We start from the raw sequence: 16,020 nt of genomic DNA, 5'->3' as shown, positions 1-16,020 counted from the left end.
GGTTATTAGAGACGTTAGAACAAAAACAGATGTTTCATCTACTAAAGTTATGTTAATATGTAACAGATGATAAAGGAGTGAATTCAGTGGCAAAAAAAGAGAAAGAAATAGAAGAATATTTGGCTCATTTATATGTACATGTGAATGAAGTAGAGCATTTTGCATTATTTAGTGGGCTATCCGTCCACCAATTTATAAGATACTTCTCGGATTTGTCAGCTCTTTTGTTATTGAAACACCGATATGAAGATACATCATTTAATATTCATACGCAGTTAGAGTTTGTTGTGCAAAATCAATATACTCGGTTCTTAAAAGATTATTCGGAAAGACCAACAGAATTATGTATACTCGATTTTTCTGATGAGCGGAAGTTAAATATGCTGTCTCCTCAAGAACAAGCAGAGCTCTTATATATTGCCCATAAAAAAGAAGCATTTCGTTTGCCTTTTTACCATCATTTGCAAAATAGATTTGTCTATTTGACGGATGAGGGAGAGCAGATTACGAAGATATATTTTCGGGATATAGATGATTTATATAAATTAATAGCTAATGTATTTAACCAACAAATAAGTGAAAAAACAAAATCGACTGCCTTTTGGAGAAAAAAGAATAATGTCGTCTTACCAGAGTTACATTCAGAAAAGGTGGAGGCATATGCCGATTACTATGAAGATGGTGTGCTAATGTCCTTATTTAAACTAGATAAAACGAATTATGGAATTGAAATTCGAAATTTACCTGAGAACATATTTCCAGATGAGGTCTTAGGGGACTTGAAACATCATTTAAACAAGCCAGCTGATTTGTTCATACAGATATAAACAAAACGCTTTTGCTTCGTAAAGATGCAAAAGCGTTTATTATGTATGAGGAGATTAATTAGCTTTGTCATTTGCAGTGAAATGAAATCGATTCTGATTGGAACCGCATATGCTAGCTAAATGAGCATTATAAAATGTCATGACTGTTGATTATCATATTTTTTTCCAACTAATACATTTAAGTTAATGTACGATCAGTTTTCCGTCATACCTTAGAAATAGTGCATCGTAAGAAAGTTACCCCTGGGATTTCCGCTGCAGGGCGAACGCTTTCCGCGGGTTGAGCGATGAGTCATTACCGCTGCATTTGCGTCGTTTGTAATGGCTCATCTGTTTCACTCATCCCGCTGGAGTCGATTTTGCCGTGGGACGCGGCGCACTTAGGCTGCCCTTTCGCTACAATCTAACAGAGCTTGCTACTTAATCAAAAATGATGCATTCAATCTAGTCTTAAGTTGAATTTTCTATAGGTTAAAATCCATGATTCGTTTAATGTAACTGAATATCTAGTGATTGGTATTGAATTAGTTAGAAGCGATCAATGTTTGAATGGAAAATAGCAACATTAAGCAACTGTACTAGGGTGCCGCTTGTAATAAGGGAAATACTTTTTATTATTTGGAATAGCCTTTCACAATATAAGATAGTCAGATGCTCATGCAAGGTGCGGCAAGCGCGAAGGCTTAGCGGTTCTTGTGTTACGACATGCTATTTCTAAAAGTGAATTGAAACATAAAACTGTAATTCATTGTTTTTTTCATTAAATGGAGAAGATGGATATTCAACAAACTTGATAAAATGTGAATGCCGTAAATCGGTATTAGCTTCGATATTGTCATATTTTCGTTGTAATTAGGCGCAATTTATTTGGTTAATTGTTCATCTAATTATACTGTACGTGATAAACTAGTACTATCCAAAACGTGGAGGTTATTTAACTAATGAAAATAAAATTAGGTTTATTATATGGTGGAAAATCTGCTGAGCATGAAGTGTCGTTATTGACTGCAAGAGCAGTAACGCAAGCAATAAATTTCGGAAAATTTGAAGTCTATCCTATATTTATCACACAAACAGGCGAATGGAGAAAAGGGAACGCTCTAATCGGCCCGGCAGAGACAATAGAAGAGCTTCAATTTGGTGGAGGATCCAACAGGCCAAATAATATAACTAAATTTTTACCGGTAGAAACAACTAATACAAATATTGAGGAGAAAGAAGATAACGCTAATTTGGATGTTATTTTTCCGTTACTTCATGGACCAAACGGTGAAGATGGCACTGTTCAAGGCTTATTAGAAGTATTGAACTTGCCGTATGTTGGAAATGGTGTTCTTGCATCTGCTGCCGGTATGGATAAGGTTGTTATGAAGCAACTATTTGCACAAGCAGGCTTGTCTCAAGTTCCTTACGTGCATTTCATTCGTAAAGAGTGGAAAGACGATCAAACGGAGCTAATTCGAAAAATGGAAGAGAGCTTGAAATGGCCTTTATTTGTGAAACCAGCTAACTTGGGGTCTAGTGTAGGGATTAGCAAAGTTTCAAACCGACAAGAACTAATAAAAGCGGTAGAAATTGCATTTAAGTATGACCGTAAAATTATTGTCGAACAGGGGATTGTCGCTCGTGAAATAGAAATGAGTGTTCTTGGAAATGATACACCAAGATGTTCTGTAGCGGGAGAAGTTTTACCAACGAAAGACTTTTATGATTACGAAGCGAAATACGAGGATGGAACGACGAATTATGCGATTCCAGCTGTAGTTTCTCCTGAATTATTGAAAAAGTTGGAAGATGCTGCGATTCGGGCATTTAAAGTACTTGATTGTTCTGGACTTGTCCGTGCTGATTTTTTTGTATCAGAAAACGAAGAGGTTATTATCAATGAAGTAAATACAATGCCTGGATTCACGCCAATTAGTATGTATCCAAAGCTTTGGATGGAATCGGGATTATCTTATTCAGGGTTAATAGAAGAATTGATCGAGCTTGCAATAGAGAGATATGAGGAAAAACAACAACTTGAGCATTCGAAGGACGGAGAGTGACCAAGTTGAAAAAAAGATTAAATGAACTTGCAGAATGGTTAAATATAGAAGCTTCATCGGATTTAAATCCATTTATAACAGGTGTTTCAATAAACACAAGAACATTGCAACCGGGAGATATATTTATCCCTTTCCGTGGAGAAAATGTCAATGGTCATCATTTTGTTCAAAATGCTTTTGAAAAAGGAGCTGCAGCGTCATTTTGGTTAAAGGATGAACCAAATCCACCAAAAGAAGTTCCTCTTTTATTCGTAGAAAATGGGGAAAAAGCACTTCAACAAATGGCTGCTGCATATCGCGCAGAGTTGAGGACCGTTTTCATAGGAATCACAGGTTCAAATGGGAAAACTTCAACAAAAGATTTAGTAGCAGGCATGCTTTCTCCTTATTTCAATGTAAAAAAAACAGAAGGAAATTTTAACAATGAATTAGGAATGCCCTTGACGATACTTTCGCTCGAAGAAGATACAGAGTTTGCTGTGTTGGAAATGGGTATGAGCTCCTTTGGAGAAATAGAGTTTCTATCCAATCTTGCAAAGCCTTCTTTTGCAGTTATTACAAATATCGGGGAAGCGCATATGCAAGATCTTGGTTCTCGAGAAGGGATTGCAAAAGCAAAATTTGAAATAATATCTGGTTTAAATGAAAATGGACAATTATTCTATGATGGTGATGAACCGTTGCTACGATCATTCGTGGAAAGAGTTCCTTCCATTAATACAAAATCATTTGGTTTGGGGGGACAAAATGATTTGCGTATTGCCGAAGTGACCTTTACGCAACAAGGTAGTTCTTTTTGTGTAGAAGGTGAATTAAAGGAAGAAATGTCTATTCCAATTCTAGGAGAGCACCAGGTGAAAAACACGCTTGCAGCTCTATTAATTGGGAAAGCAGTTGGGTTAACTGCAGAACAAATACGTGAATCATTGAAGCATATTGTGTTAACAGAAATGCGTATGCAAGTTGTAGAAGCAGAAAATGGAGCAATTTTTATCAATGATGCATACAATGCCGCCCCCACCTCGATGCGGGCAGCTATCTCTTTTGTGGAAAAATCAACGATTAAACCTGATAAATGGCTCGTACTTGGGGATATGTTAGAGCTTGGTGAAAATGAAAAGCAATACCATGAAGAGATAAGTTCATCTATTTCAAATGCGGCATTTGCGGGGATATGTTTATTTGGGCCAAGAATGAAATGGTTACACGATCAATTAGCAGGGAAGTTTAATCAAAATAGAATTATATGGGTTGAAGATAATTATGAAAAACTAATTTTATTTTTAGAAAAGCATATTGATAAACAATCGATTGTTTTAGTAAAAGGCTCTAGAGGTATGAAGTTAGAAAAAGTAATTGAACCTTTCCGAAAATAAGTGGAGGTAATGGGAGGGACAACGTGAAAACAGGGGTACTTTGCATTCACGGATTTACCGGTGGACCCTATGAATTGCAACCTTTTGTAGATTTCTTAAAAGTAAATACAGACTGGAAAATAGTTGTCCCTACACTACCTGGACATGGGGAAATACTTTCCCTTAACAAATTGTCTGCCGAAAATTGGATGATGGCAGCAGAACAAACACTGAGACAGCTTCAAAAAGAAGTAGAGCAAGTATATGTAATTGGATTTTCAATGGGTGGTGTAATTGCACTATATTTAGCTAATCGTTATCCGATTTGTAAACTGGTTTTATTAAGCGCGGCTGCGAAATACATTTATCCGACGCAACTACTGCAAGATATTCGTGAAATAGCAAAAGAAGTAATGGCTGGAAAGTTAGAAGATAACCAGTTGTACCAGTTATATAGAAAAAAGTGGAAATCTACTCCCGTACAAGCCGCTTTTGAATTTATGCGATTAGTACGTATAGTTGAACCTTATTATGGTCAAATTACAATACCAGTCTGTTTAGTTCAAGGGAAAAAAGATGGTATTGTTCCCTATACGACAGCTCAGTTTCTATTTAACCAAATGGCCACAGAGAAAAAAGAGTTGATCTATTCTGAGACTGGCAAGCACCATATTTGTTATAGCGAGGATTGTAAAGATTGGTTTAATAAAGCACTTCAATTTTTAAAAGAAAAAGAAGAGAAAGGATAGTGAGTAATTAACTAACAATTACAACAGTTACTAATTGATTGCAACTGATTATAGGGCATGCTATACTACGTTTAGAGCAATGGATACATTTTGTGTGAAGACTCTTCAGCAATTATTGAAGAGTACTTTTTTTTGAACATAACGGTTTGTTGATCGTTAGGGATGATGTCCCTTTTAAACGAACCGCTCGGCAAAAGACCGGGCTTTCCCTTTATATAAGACCCCTCTGAACTGTAAACCACAGAGAATTTTAAGTAACGGAAACGTTCCTCGTATAGGCTCGAATTTGCCGCAATTTCATCTGAAAATGTAACCATTTGTCAAAACAGAACAAAAAGGAGATTAAAAATTTGACAAATTTTTCAGAATTAAATATTAGCGCTTCTACACTAAAATCCGTTCAACGTATGGGTTTTGAAGAAGCTACACCAATCCAAGAAGGTACTATTACACATGCTATGGGTGGCCGTGACGTTATTGGTCAAGCACAAACAGGTACAGGTAAAACTGCAGCTTTTGGTATCCCTATGATTGAAAAAATTGATACAAAAAACCCGAACATTCAAGCATTAATCATCGCTCCAACTCGTGAACTTGCAATCCAAGTTTCGGAAGAGCTATATAAATTAGGATATGACAAAAAGGTTCGTCTATTATCTGTTTACGGTGGACAAGAAATTGGTCGTCAAATCCGTGCACTAAAAAACAAACCTCAAGTAATTGTTGGTACACCTGGTCGTATTCTAGATCATATCAACCGTCGTACATTGAAGCTTGATCAAGTGCAAACACTTATCTTAGACGAAGCTGATGAAATGCTTAACATGGGATTCATTGAAGATATCAACACAATTTTAGAAAGTGTTCCTGCTGAACGTCAAACATTATTGTTCTCTGCTACTATGCCAGGACCTATTCGTAAAATTGCTGAAAGATTCATGAAAGATCCAGTTGAAGTAAAAATCAAATCAAAAGAAATGACTGTTGAAAATATTGAACAATTCTATGTAAAAGCTACTGATCGTGAAAAGTTTGATGTTCTCTCTAGAATATTAAATGTGCATCAACCAGAACTTGCAATTATTTTTGGTCGTACAAAACGTCGTGTAGACGAATTGGCACATGCTTTAAGCATTCGTGGTTACTTAGCAGAAGGAATTCACGGTGATTTAAGTCAAGCGAAACGTATGTCAGTATTAAAACAATTCAAATCAAATAAAATTGATATCCTTGTTGCAACAGATGTAGCAGCACGTGGATTAGATATTTCTGGCGTAACGCATGTGTACAACTTTGATATTCCACAAGACCCTGAAAGCTATGTTCACCGTATAGGTCGTACAGGACGCGCAGGTAAAAGTGGTATCGCTGTAACTTTTGTAACACCAAGAGAAATGGGTTACTTACGTATTGTAGAAGATACGACGAAAAAACGTATGACTGTACTTCTTCCACCTAGTTCAGATGAAGCGTTAGTTGGTCAGCAACGTGTAGCAATTGACACTCTTTCTGAAATTGTAAACAAAAATGATTTAGGTGATTATCGCACATTAGCTGCGGAAATGCTTGGAAAATTTGAAGCAGTAGATGTAATTGCTGCAGCTTTAAAATCAATGACAAAAGAGCCAGATGATACACCAATCTCTCTTTCTGAAGAACGCCCATTACCAGCTCGTAGAGAACGTAGTGGTGGTGGCGGCGGACGCAGCGGCGGCGGTGGTTACAAAGGTAACCGTAGCAGCGGTGGCGGACGTAGTTCATCAGCAGGTCGCGGAGGTAGCGATCGTGGAGGAGCTCCACGCTCAAGTGGCGGTGGTGGTTCTCGTCCAAGTAGTAGCGGTGGCGCACGTCGCAGCAGTGGTCCACGTGACGGTTCTACACAACGTAGTACAAGAACTCGCTCAACACGTAGCGAAAACTAATAGCACAATTCCAAAGGATGAATCCTACATTTTGTATGGATTCATCCTTTTTGTTATAGAATTGTGGTAATCGGAGGATAAGTAAACTTAATTGGATAAGGTATCGGAAAAATTGGATAGCGTCTAAGAATCCTGCATAGTTTGAAACATTTCCCGTTGAAAATCGTATACAATGACTAGGGAAGGGGTGTTTAAAATGAGAATGGAACCAATTAATCGAATATCTGAAAAAGGATTACTAGTGTGGAGAATTTATGGGGTCTTTCAAACACTCATTGCAGTTGTAATTGGGATAGGGGCTAGTGTTATTAATTATTTCATTGGAAATTTTATATGGCTATACATAGTTGTTGGGGTAGTTATCCTATTAATGGCCTACTTTTTAATTTATTTGTTTCCAAAAGTTAGATGGATGCGATGGAGATACGAAGTTCGAGAACAAGAGATTGAATTACAACACGGTTTATTTGTTGTAAAAAGAACTTTAGTACCCATGGTTCGAGTTCAACATGTCGATACAGAGCAAGGACCAATATTGCGAAAATACGATTTAGCATCGATTACCATTTCTACAGCAGCTACGAATCATATTATTCCAGCACTTTTGACGGCTGAAGCAGATGAACTGAGAGGGAGAATATCTGTGCTTGCAAGGGTGGCCGAAGATGATGTTTAACGAAAAGTACAAGTTACATCCTATTTCAGCAATTATAAACTTTATAAAAGTTTTAAAAGATATGATCTTGCCTTTTATAGTCGTAGTTACAGTGAATGGTTTTGGAGGAAGCAGGGACTCCGATGGTTGGCCTTCGTTTATTACCTATAGTATTTATGCTGTCGTCCTTATCTTTCTACTTGTGAGTGGAATCGTTAAATGGAAAAGATTCAGATACTGGTTTGAAGATGGAGAGCTGCGTATTGAGTACGGCTTGTTTGTAAAGAAAATGAGGTATATTCCTTTTGAACGGATCCAAAGTTTAAACTACACAGAGGGCATCTTTCATAGACCGTTCGGACTCGTTAAAGTAAAAGTAGAAACAGCTGGAGGTGGGCCAACAGAAGAAGCGGATGCGGTATTAACGGCAATTACGAAAGACGCAGCAGAGCAAATAAAAAGAGAAATGATACAAACGAAAAGCAAGCAACCAGGTGAATTAAATGAAGCAATACAGCACGAAGTAGTTCTAACGGAAGAAGCTCGACCAATCTTTACGATGTCAATAAAAGATTTAATTGTGTTAGCAAGTACATCCGGTGGAGTGGGTGTGTTTTTCTCAGGTCTGGCCGTTTTTGCAGCGCAGTTTTCTAATATTATTCCATATGAAATGATATATGATGAAATCGTTGTGTTCATTCGATTTGGAGCACTGATAATAGTACTTGGGGTTTTCTTTGTATTATTGGTTGCTTGGGTAGTGTCTGTTTTTCTCACGCTAATTAATTACTATAACTTTACTATTAGTATAGAGGACAATGAGATTGTTATTACGAGAGGACTTTTAGAGAAGAAGAAAATAACACTTCCCCTTTCGCGTATTCAAGGAGTGAGAGTCGTAGAGAACCCTTTTCGTCAGCTAATTGGCTATGCGTCAATTATAGTCGATAGTGCTGGTGGCTCCCTTGAAGAAAAAGACGAAAAAATTCGTTTGCTTCCTTTAGTAAAAAAAACGAAGATCCATAGTGTATTGGAACAGATTTTTCTAGATCTTGATTTGGAACCTAACTTCATAACTGTTCCGAAAAGGTCGAGAAAGTTTTTCTATCGATTAGATTTTCTTTGGATTATTCCAGTATCAACTACTATTATTTACTTCTTTTATCCATTTGGTCTTCTATCATTAATCTTGCTGCCTCTAAGCTATATATTTGGGATGTGGCAACAAAGAACCGCGGGATATGCGGTAAATGGTCCGCACTTAGTGATGAGATATCGAAATTTAAGTAAAGTAACTATTTGGATGGAAAAAAAGCGAATTCAATCAATGACGGAAAGGATGACTTTTTTTCAAAAAAGAAAGAACGTTTCTTCGATTATCACTACAATAAAATCTGGAGTAAGTGGTTCTACTGCGATAGTCCCTCATTTAGATAAAGCAGATGCAGAAAGGCTAATAAATTGGTATCAACCTACAAAGTCAAACACGATACAAAAGGAGAAAGAACAGCCAATTGTTTAATAGCTGTTCTTTCCTTCATACTATTTTAAATTTTTTCTTTTTCCATGCTGCGATTCGTTTAGGGTGGAAATAAATCATTCCAATAATAAAACCTGTAATTAGACCTGAAAGATGTGCAGTAACATTTATATTCGGCTGAAGGAATGTCATTACCACACCAATAACGATCATTGGCAAAATAATTTGTTTCAATTGAGGCATGAAATTTCTCGTATAATAAACTAAAGCACCAAAAGCTCCTAATATACCATAAATTGCACCACTAGCTCCGAGGCTTTGATATCGCCAATCTAAAAGTAAGTAAGTCGCAACATTTCCAACTAAGCCAGCTAAAAGATAAATGGTTAAAAAGCGGGCTTTTCCTGCTAGTTGTTCTAGCTCTGGACCAAATAAATACAAAGAAAACATATTAAATAGTAGGTGCGTGAAATCTGCATGTAAAAACATTGGTGTGATTAAACGCCAATACTCGCCTTCACTAATGAGAAGATTAAAGCCGATTCCTAAGTTACGTAGATGTACTCCTACAACTGGAATGCATGTTAATAGAAAGATTAAAATATTTAATGCAAGTAATGTAGATACTATAGGATAAAGCTTAATATATTGTTTCAAGTTTTCTCTTCTAACAAACATTGCGTCACCTCAAATTTTATACTCATAGTATAGCCTGTTTTAGAGGCATTTGGAAAGGAGAATCTTCATGATTACTGGAATAGGATTAGATATTACCGAATTGAATAGAATAATATCCATAAAAACTAAAACGAAGAAATTTGAAGAACGGATTTTAACAATGAAAGAAATAGAGCAGATGAAAGAACTATCTGAGTATAGACAAATTGAATTTTTAGCAGGACGTTTTGCAGCGAAAGAAGCATTTGCAAAAGCAAAAGGTACGGGAATTGGGAGAGAATGCAGCTTTCAAGATATTGAAATAATACGAGAGTCTAGTGGTAAGCCGAGTCTATACTTTAAAGGAGAACAAGTAAATGGTTTCCTATCCATTACACATACAAAAGAATATGCTGCAGCTCAAGTAATTCTGCAATCATAAACGGTAGTCCAACTACATACAATGAATGAACGCAGTGATAATAGAAAGGATGGACTGATTGAAAAGCCGATTGGCTAAGTGGTTATTTGCATTAACGATGATCCTGTTACTTTCTGCATGTGGAGCCCAATCCAAAGAAGACGTTTTAAAGAAGTTGAGCAGCAAATGGGTAGATACGAAAGGGTATGAGTTGACTGCGGAAATGAGTATAATGACGGGGCAAGAACCGAAAGTTTATCAAGTGGAAGTATGGCACACAAAACCAGATTTTTACCGTGTGAAAGTTTCGGATACGAACGACGAAAATACACAAATGATTGTGCGTAACAAAGAAGGAGTTTTTGTAGTAACACCTGCACTAAACAAAACGTATAAATTTCAAAGCAAATGGCCATCTGAAAATAGCCAAGCCTATTTAATCGGTTCGCTTGCACAAGACATTAAAAAAGATAAAACGTCTACATTTAAAGAAGAAGGCGGCAAATACATGTTTGAGACGAAAACAAGTAACAATCACAAAAACATGCTGCCGGTTCAAAGAATTTATATCGACAAAAAGACTTTATTACCAACACAAGTTTCTATTTTAAACGAAAATAAAGAAGAGCAAATCCGTGTTACATTTAATCAAGTAACTATTGGGAAAGTCCATGCTCCTGGAGAATTCCAAATTGAACAAACTCCTACTGGACAAACGGATAAAGGTACAGTTGAAGCATCTGCAGAAATAGATAATCCGGCATTTGAGACGCACTATCCAATGGTACAGTGGGATCAATTGCATCTATTAGATGAAAAAGTGCTCAATGTAGAAGGGGATAAACGAGTTATACTAACCTATAGTGGTGACAAACAGTTTACAATTATTCAGCAACTTAGTGAGAAAAATACTTCGACAACGATTCCAGTATTTGCGCCAGGAGATCCTGTAGATTTAGGTGTAGCTATTGGTGCAGTTACAGATCAATCTATCTCATGGGAACAAGATGGCATGTCCTTTTTCCTTGCTTCCTCCTCTTTAACAAAAGAAGAAATGATAGAAGTAGCTTCATCCATGTCCGGATCTGAGTTGAAATGATTTTGCATTGACGACTCCTTCCTATGAGGAGGATAATAAGTACAAAATGCTGAAAAAGAGGGAAGCGCCATGCAACAAACATATTACCGCCCAACATTCGTACGTATAAACTTAACAGCTATAAAAACAAACATTCAAAATTTAAAACAAATGCTTCCAACACATACACAAATAATTGCAATAGTAAAAGCAAATGCTTACGGTCATGGTGATATAGAGGTGGCAAAGGCCGCATTAAGCGCAGGTGCCACACAATTAGCTGTTGCAACCCCGGAAGAAGCCCTTCGTATAAGGGATGCAGGAATTACAGCTGAAATTCTCATTATTGGAGCGGCACCAGCTTCCTTTTTACAAAAAGCTTCTGAACTAAATATAACATTAACAGCCTATTCCCTTGAATGGCTTAAAGCTATTCAACATTTTAAAAGGTCACTTAAGGTTCATATAAAAATAGATAGTGGAATGGGTAGAATCGGTTTTGTAAAAGAGAATGAACTAAAAGAAGCACTTATCTTTATTCAACAGAACAGCTGGATTCAAGTAACAGGCGTATTTACACATTTTTCGACAGCCGATGAAGAGGAACGAGAACACTTTGATGAACAAGCAGAGAGATTTGAACGATTACTTGCATTATTCGAAGTAAAACCACCAATTGTACATACTTCGAATAGTGCTGCTGTTCTAAGGTACCCCACTCAGCATTGGGACGCCGTGCGTTTTGGTATTTCCATGTATGGAATTGCACCCTCTCCTTTTTTAAGTAAAAATCTTCCTTTTCCCTTAAAAGAAGCACTTTCTTTAGAAACTGAAGTAGTGCAAGTTAAAAAGGTGGAGAAAGGTACTCCGATTGGTTATGGGGCAAAGTACAAGGCTATTGACGAAGAATGGATCGCGACGCTTCCGATTGGTTATGCAGATGGACTATTACGCAAACTGCATAACCAATCTGTTTTAGTAAAAGGAAAGAGAGTATCGATAGTAGGGAAAATATGTATGGATCAATGCATGATTCGTCTTAATGAACCAGTACCGCTTGGAGAAAAAGTGGTACTAATAGGAAGACAAGCAGCAGAAGAAATTAAAATAGAAGAGTGGGCAGAAAATTTGGAAACAATACCATATGAGATTTGCTGCATCCTCTCTAATAGAATCCCTAGAATATACAGTGAATGAAACTCGACAAAATAATCCTACATGCATAATTTGTCAAATCATTTCTCATTATGTCTTTTATTTAGACTCTAGTAATGGTAAGATGAAGTATATTGTCAAATAGGGAAATGTTTTGTCGGAGGTGTTTGCTGTGGTAAGTGATAAGAAGAAAAAGGAAGCTATTATAAGGCTTCCAAAGCAAATGGTTAATGAAGGAGTAAAGACCGTAAAACAGTCATTAACTGGTAGTGAAAGTATCGTCCGTGTCCAAGCAAATGAATATTTTAAGAAAGAACAGTCAAATCTTATAAGAGAAGCGATGATGAAAGGCTATGTTGAAATGTCTCATATAAACTTATCCATTTGTACGGAATGTTTACATGCAGAGTATGAAGCGCAACATACGACTGAGCGACTCGTAAGTGGAGGATGAAAACTTGATCGTAAAACGTGGGGACGTTTTTTTCGCAGATTTATCACCTGTAATCGGGTCTGAGCAAGGGGGAACCAGGCCCGTTTTGGTGATTCAGAATGATATTGGTAATCGATTTAGTCCTACTGTTATTATTGCAGCTATTACTGCTCAAATACAAAAAGCAAAGTTGCCAACACATGTTGAAATAAACGCTAAACAGTATGACTTCGAACGCGATTCTGTTATCTTATTAGAACAATTGCGAACGATAGATAAATCGCGACTAACCGATAAAATTACACACCTTGATGAGGATGTAATGCAAGAAGTAGATCATGCATTAGGAATTAGTTTAGGAATTGTCAAATTTTAATACATAGATAAAAACACAGTGTGTAACCGACAAATACACACTGTGTTTTTTGTTTACCCCAAATAGATGTAAAATTAGTTGATTTTCGCTACAATATAGTTACTAATATTAACTGAGGAGATGTATCGCACCTATGAACAAACAAATCGCATCATATATTCATGATAATTTAGATGAAATATTAGAAAAATGGAGAACTAAAATGGAAGATGAGGAAGATGACCGCTTCTTTCAAATTATGTCCGATAAAGTTATTGATAACACCGTCCGCGAATTTGGAGAGTTAATGATTTTAAGTTTAACCGAGGAAAAAGAAACCTACATGGAAAAGTTAAATGATTTCTCTTTACAAATAGTTCGCTACGGGTGGTCTATTTCATTTGTTTTAAAAGCACTAACTAACTTTTCAGAAGTAATATATGAAAAAATGGATGAAGTTGGTTTTTTAAATGACCAGAGTATTAAATCGCATCGAGAAATATTAACAAAATGGATTACACCGCTTAATCATAGCATTGTCGATGCATACTCTAAGGTTTGGGAAAAAACAGTGCATTTGCAAAGAATAGCTTTGCAAGAACTTTCGGCATCATTAATTCCTGTATTTGATAAGATATCCGTTATGCCATTAGTTGGTACAATCGATACGGAACGTGCAAAGTTAATCATGGAAAACTTATTGCACGGGGTAGTGAAGCACAGAGCCGAAGTAGTGTTGCTTGATATAACTGGAGTTCCTGTAGTAGATACAATGGTAGCCCATCATATCATTCAAGCAGCAGATGCTGTTCGTCTAGTTGGTGCAAAATGTATGTTAGTTGGAATAAGACCAGAAATCGCACAGACAATTGTAACGTTAGGTATAAACTTAAATGATTTTACTACCACGAGTACAATGCAAAGAGGAATGGAACAAGCTTTGGCTTTGACGAATAGAACTATAGTAGAGGTGAATTCAAAATGATGACAAGAATTCCGATTTTAAAATTAAGAGATTGTCTAATTGTTTCTATTCAGTGGGAATTAGATGACCAGACAGCAATAGCTTTTCAAGAGGACCTATTAGCTAAGTTACATACTACCGCTGCTAGAGGTGTAGTTTTAGATTTAACCCCAATTGATTTTATTGATTCCTTCATTGCAAAAGTACTTGGCGATGTGATTAGTATGTCAGGTCTAATGGGAGCAAAGGTGGTTATAACAGGAATACAACCAGCTGTTGCAATCACGCTAATCGAATTAGGTATTCGATTAGAAAATGTGGTAACCGCTTTAGACTTAGAAAATGGATTGGAAAAATTAGAACGAGAATTGGAGGACTAATTCATTATGAAATTAAAGTCTTCTGTTGATATTTTATCGGAATGGGATATTGTTGCTGCAAGGCAGCTTGGAAGAAATGAAGCAAAAGAAGTTGGCTTCGGAACGGTGGATCAAGCTAGAATTACAACAGCTATTAGTGAACTTGCCCGAAATATTTATTTATATGCTGGAAAAGGTAATATAGAAATTAAACAAATTACACAAGGTAATATGCAAGGGTTGTTGGTAATTGCATCTGATCAGGGACCAGGCATTTCAGATGTACGAAAAGTAATGGAAGATGGCTATACGACATCTGGTGGACTTGGTGCAGGTTTACCAGGTGTAAAACGATTAATGGATGACTTCAAAATTGAAACAATTTTCGGGGAGGGCACTACAATTAGTGCTACAAAATGGCTTAGATAGGAGGTGTAATGTGTAATGCCTCAAGAATTTAAAAGGCAATATAAAGAAATTTTAGAACAATACACATTAAGACAAACAGAACATAACTTGTATGAAGGTCAAAACTTTAGTAGACAACTAATTCAGAAGAACATTTCGCCAGAAGAGGTAATTAGTATACATAAGGCATCTCTGGAAGAAATAATTCCTAATCTGTCAGCGGATGTATCGCATTCTTTTGATTTATTAATAGAAGTAATGATTCGGTATGGGTTGGCGTTAAAAGAACATCAAACATTAATAAAAAAACAAGAAAATTTCAAAATGGAAATGGAACTTGCTTCAAATGTGCAACAAACTTTGCTTAAAACGAAAATACCCAACATGTTTGGTTTAGATATTGGTATGATTTCAGTTCCGGCACAAGAGATGAACGGAGATTATGCCTATTTTCTAAATGATGAGACTAGCGTCGGAGTTGCTGTGGCAGATGTTATCGGAAAAGGAATTCCAGCAGCTTTATGCATGTCGATGATTAAGTATGGAATGGACAGTTTAACTGGAGCTAAAACAGATCCGATCGTTGTATTAGACGTTATTAATAGAATTGTTGAGAAAAGTGTAAGTGATTCCATGTTTATATCGATGTTCTATGGGACATATAATACAACGAGGAGCGAGTTTACTTATGCTTCGGCTGGACATGAACCACCACTTTTTTATTGTGCAAAGAGTGAGCGTTTCACGGAGTTGCAAGCAAAAGGTTTGTTGCTTGGAGTAGTTCCGAATGTAAAATACGAACAGCATTCAGTTGTATTTGATAAAGAAGACTTCGTTGTTATGATGACCGATGGGGTAACGGAATGTCGTTCAAAAGAAGGTTTTATAGAACAACAAACTGTGATGGACATTATTGAAAGTGTACGAGACGAAAGTGCACAAGCAATGGTGGAATATGTATATAAAAAATTAGAAGAATTACAAGATTTCGAGCAACGCGATGATTTTACTCTTGTCATATTCAAAAAAATTTAACCTAATACAGACGCGAGTCCAACCGTTTATCGAATATGATTAAGGCCTTCGTAGATCCATTTACTTTACTAAGTAGTTCATCAAGCTACTTAGGTGAATCGCTTTTCTATTACTTGTTA

17 protein-coding genes are annotated in these 16,020 nt (G+C 36.5%); 16 read left to right on the top strand and 1 reads right to left on the bottom strand.

Features of this window, described 5'->3' with window-relative positions; genetic code table 11:
- Positions 1 to 86 precede the first annotated feature (86 nt).
- The 7 genes from PB01_RS17740 (at position 87) to PB01_RS17710 (ending at position 9,078) form a co-directional block, all read left to right on the top strand.
- Entirely contained in the window at positions 87 to 827 is a 741-nt protein-coding gene (locus PB01_RS17740) for a hypothetical protein (RefSeq protein WP_151701397.1), read from the top strand.
- Positions 828 to 1,768: 941 nt separating this feature from the next.
- The gene (locus PB01_RS17735) at positions 1,769 to 2,875 is read left to right on the top strand and encodes a D-alanine--D-alanine ligase (protein WP_151701396.1); all 1,107 of its coding nucleotides are present in this window, start codon (positions 1,769 to 1,771) and stop codon (positions 2,873 to 2,875) included.
- Positions 2,876 to 2,880: 5 nt separating this feature from the next.
- Entirely contained in the window at positions 2,881 to 4,251 is a 1,371-nt protein-coding gene (locus PB01_RS17730; RefSeq protein ID WP_151701395.1) for a UDP-N-acetylmuramoyl-tripeptide--D-alanyl-D-alanine ligase, read from the top strand.
- A gap of 23 nt (positions 4,252 to 4,274) precedes the next feature.
- Positions 4,275 to 4,979, top strand: a complete 705-nt coding sequence (locus tag PB01_RS17725) for an alpha/beta hydrolase (RefSeq protein ID WP_151701394.1) — start codon at positions 4,275 to 4,277, stop codon at positions 4,977 to 4,979.
- Positions 4,980 to 5,329: 350 nt separating this feature from the next.
- Positions 5,330 to 6,901, top strand: a complete 1,572-nt coding sequence (locus tag PB01_RS17720; protein ID WP_151701393.1) for a degradosome RNA helicase CshA — start codon at positions 5,330 to 5,332, stop codon at positions 6,899 to 6,901.
- Between the two features lie 196 nt (positions 6,902 to 7,097).
- Positions 7,098 to 7,577 (top strand): PH domain-containing protein, encoded by a 480-nt coding sequence (locus PB01_RS17715; protein WP_151701392.1) that lies wholly within the window; start codon positions 7,098 to 7,100, stop codon positions 7,575 to 7,577.
- Entirely contained in the window at positions 7,567 to 9,078 is a 1,512-nt protein-coding gene (locus PB01_RS17710; protein ID WP_318837482.1) for a PH domain-containing protein, read from the top strand. Before PB01_RS17715 ends, PB01_RS17710 begins: the two co-directional genes overlap by 11 nt.
- Before the next feature lie 15 nt (positions 9,079 to 9,093).
- Here PB01_RS17710 and PB01_RS17705 read toward each other — a convergent pair whose 3' ends face one another.
- The gene (locus PB01_RS17705) at positions 9,094 to 9,714 is read right to left on the bottom strand and encodes a rhomboid family intramembrane serine protease (protein ID WP_151701391.1); all 621 of its coding nucleotides are present in this window, start codon (positions 9,712 to 9,714) and stop codon (positions 9,094 to 9,096) included.
- A gap of 67 nt (positions 9,715 to 9,781) precedes the next feature.
- Between PB01_RS17705 and acpS the strand changes: the two genes are divergently transcribed.
- The 9 genes from acpS (at position 9,782) to PB01_RS17660 (ending at position 15,901) form a co-directional block, all read left to right on the top strand.
- On the top strand, positions 9,782 to 10,135 hold the full coding sequence (acpS, locus tag PB01_RS17700; RefSeq protein WP_151701390.1) for a holo-ACP synthase: 354 nt from the start codon (positions 9,782 to 9,784) through the stop codon (positions 10,133 to 10,135).
- A gap of 58 nt (positions 10,136 to 10,193) precedes the next feature.
- A complete protein-coding gene (locus PB01_RS17695; protein ID WP_151701389.1) occupies positions 10,194 to 11,213 on the top strand; it encodes a LolA family protein in 1,020 nt (339 codons plus the stop codon).
- 69 nt (positions 11,214 to 11,282) lie between these two features.
- Positions 11,283 to 12,389: an alanine racemase gene (alr, locus tag PB01_RS17690; protein WP_151701388.1), complete on the top strand. Its 1,107-nt coding sequence runs from the start codon at positions 11,283 to 11,285 to the stop codon at positions 12,387 to 12,389.
- Between the two features lie 130 nt (positions 12,390 to 12,519).
- Positions 12,520 to 12,801 (top strand): transcriptional regulator, encoded by a 282-nt coding sequence (locus PB01_RS17685; protein ID WP_225986094.1) that lies wholly within the window; start codon positions 12,520 to 12,522, stop codon positions 12,799 to 12,801.
- 4 nt (positions 12,802 to 12,805) lie between these two features.
- Positions 12,806 to 13,156, top strand: coding sequence for a type II toxin-antitoxin system PemK/MazF family toxin (locus tag PB01_RS17680; RefSeq protein ID WP_151701386.1), 351 nt, complete (start codon positions 12,806 to 12,808; stop codon positions 13,154 to 13,156).
- A gap of 133 nt (positions 13,157 to 13,289) precedes the next feature.
- Positions 13,290 to 14,120: an STAS domain-containing protein gene (locus PB01_RS17675; protein ID WP_151701385.1), complete on the top strand. Its 831-nt coding sequence runs from the start codon at positions 13,290 to 13,292 to the stop codon at positions 14,118 to 14,120.
- Complete coding sequence (locus tag PB01_RS17670) at positions 14,117 to 14,479, top strand: STAS domain-containing protein (protein WP_151701384.1); 363 nt, start codon at positions 14,117 to 14,119, stop codon at positions 14,477 to 14,479. The genes PB01_RS17675 and PB01_RS17670 overlap by 4 nt, the downstream gene beginning before the upstream one ends.
- Positions 14,480 to 14,485: 6 nt before the next feature.
- On the top strand, positions 14,486 to 14,887 hold the full coding sequence (locus tag PB01_RS17665) for an anti-sigma regulatory factor (protein WP_151701383.1): 402 nt from the start codon (positions 14,486 to 14,488) through the stop codon (positions 14,885 to 14,887).
- 15 nt (positions 14,888 to 14,902) lie between these two features.
- Entirely contained in the window at positions 14,903 to 15,901 is a 999-nt protein-coding gene (locus PB01_RS17660; RefSeq protein ID WP_151701382.1) for a PP2C family protein-serine/threonine phosphatase, read from the top strand.
- Positions 15,902 to 16,020 lie beyond the last annotated feature (119 nt).

It is taken from the genome of Psychrobacillus glaciei, from assembly GCF_008973485.1.
Classification (GTDB): domain Bacteria; phylum Bacillota; class Bacilli; order Bacillales_A; family Planococcaceae; genus Psychrobacillus; species Psychrobacillus glaciei.
The sequence above is the reverse complement of the archived record's forward strand: the minus strand, read 5'-3'. Positions and strand labels throughout refer to the sequence as shown.

Bases quoted from the DNA above. Each gene is read 5' to 3' on its own strand.
- PB01_RS17670 (WP_151701384.1), top strand. From the start codon at position 14,117: ATGATGACAAGAATTCCGATTTTAAAATTAAGAGATTGTCTAATTGTT.
- acpS (WP_151701390.1), top strand. From the start codon at position 9,782: ATGATTACTGGAATAGGATTAGATATTACCGAATTGAATAGAATAATA.
- PB01_RS17710 (WP_318837482.1), top strand. From the start codon at position 7,567: ATGATGTTTAACGAAAAGTACAAGTTACATCCTATTTCAGCAATTATA.
- PB01_RS17705 (WP_151701391.1), bottom strand. From the start codon at position 9,714: ATGTTTGTTAGAAGAGAAAACTTGAAACAATATATTAAGCTTTATCCT.
- PB01_RS17665 (WP_151701383.1), top strand. From the start codon at position 14,486: ATGAAATTAAAGTCTTCTGTTGATATTTTATCGGAATGGGATATTGTT.
- alr (WP_151701388.1), top strand. From the start codon at position 11,283: ATGCAACAAACATATTACCGCCCAACATTCGTACGTATAAACTTAACA.
- PB01_RS17715 (WP_151701392.1), top strand. From the start codon at position 7,098: ATGAGAATGGAACCAATTAATCGAATATCTGAAAAAGGATTACTAGTG.
- PB01_RS17735 (WP_151701396.1), top strand. From the start codon at position 1,769: ATGAAAATAAAATTAGGTTTATTATATGGTGGAAAATCTGCTGAGCAT.
- PB01_RS17660 (WP_151701382.1), top strand. From the start codon at position 14,903: ATGCCTCAAGAATTTAAAAGGCAATATAAAGAAATTTTAGAACAATAC.
- PB01_RS17675 (WP_151701385.1), top strand. From the start codon at position 13,290: ATGAACAAACAAATCGCATCATATATTCATGATAATTTAGATGAAATA.